2 pseudogenes are annotated in these 1,188 nt (G+C 73.5%); both read left to right on the top strand.

The features are described from left to right. Nucleotides 1–233 (top strand): annotated as a pseudogene (locus ABZ749_RS35450) (hypothetical protein); the annotation flags it as partial. Beyond that, nucleotides 191–1,188, top strand: a pseudogene (locus ABZ749_RS35445) (amino acid adenylation protein); the annotation flags it as partial. The pseudogenes ABZ749_RS35450 and ABZ749_RS35445, both read left to right, overlap by 43 nt.

Below are 1,188 nucleotides of genomic sequence, written 5' to 3'. Positions count from 1 at the left end.
GGATCTGGTACCCGGCGCTCGGCGAGAACGGCCCCGTCACGCCGGGGTTGCTGGGGGCGCACGGCCGGTTCCCGGTGGTGATGTTCAGTCACGGCTGTTCAGCCCGCCGGGTCGGATCGCCCTGGCCGCCGCGGGAGCGCGACTGCTTCTCCGTGGGGTACGTCCCGGCAGCTATCCGCGCGGTGGCGGCGTGCATCTGCGGCTGTGGGCTGCCGAACGCCTGGCCGAACTGACCGGCGCCACAAGCGTCGCCGGAGCCTCCTGGATGATCACGTACGCCAGGGCCCTCGGCGCGCAGATCGGGGCCGACGTCGATCTGCACTCCGCGCCGCCGGTGACCGGCCTGCTGAAGCTCGGCCGAGGCGCGGCGATCGAGCCGGAGGTCGATCTGTCCGGCCACTGGGTGGACGGCGATGTCGTCCGCATCGGCAGGGTTCGCGTCGGTGCCGCCGCCCGGGTCGGATCCCGCAGCACCCTCATGCCGGGCGCTCGGATCGGCAAGGGCGCCCGAGTCGCCGCGGGCTCGACCGTGGCGGGGGCCGTACCGGCGAACCAGCAGTGGGCCGGCTCACCGGCCGCGGCCGCTGGTAAGGATGCGGACGGGTGGCCCGGGCAGCGCCCCCCTCGATCGCGGACGGGGGCACGCCTCTGGCCTCTCGCGTACGGGGTCACCGCCCAGTTGCTGGGGCTGGTCCCGGTCGTGGCCGCTCTGCCGGCGCTCGCCCTGCTCGGCTGGACGCTCACCGTCAGACCGTTTGTCGGCGCGGTGCTGGCGGCCGTCGCGGTGGCGGCCGTCGCCTACGTGGTGGGCTATGCGCTGCTGGTACTCGGGGCAGTCCGGGCGCTCAGCATCGGCCTGCGCGCCGGGCACCACCCTGTGCAGGGGCGGGTGGCGTGGCAGGTCTGGACGACCGAGCGGCTGATGGGGATGGCTCGGGTCGGGTTGTTCCCTCTCTACGCCAGTCTCTTCACGCCTGTGTGGTTGCGGCTGCTGGGTGCCAAGGTGGGGCGCGGGGTGGAGGCCTCGACAGTGCTCGCGGTGCCGGCGATGACCACGGTCGCCGACGGGGCCTTCCTGGCCGACGACACCATGGTCGCGACGTACGAACTGAGCCACGGGTGGCTGCGTGTCGCCCCGGCTCGCATCGGCAAGCAGGCATTCCTCGGCAACTCAGGTATGGCCGCGCC

It is taken from the genome of Micromonospora sp. NPDC047753 (genome assembly GCF_040642735.1).
In the GTDB taxonomy this organism is placed as follows: Bacteria; Actinomycetota; Actinomycetes; order Mycobacteriales; family Micromonosporaceae; genus Micromonospora.
Note: the sequence above shows the minus strand (reverse complement) of the source record. Positions and strands in the feature narration are given on the sequence as shown.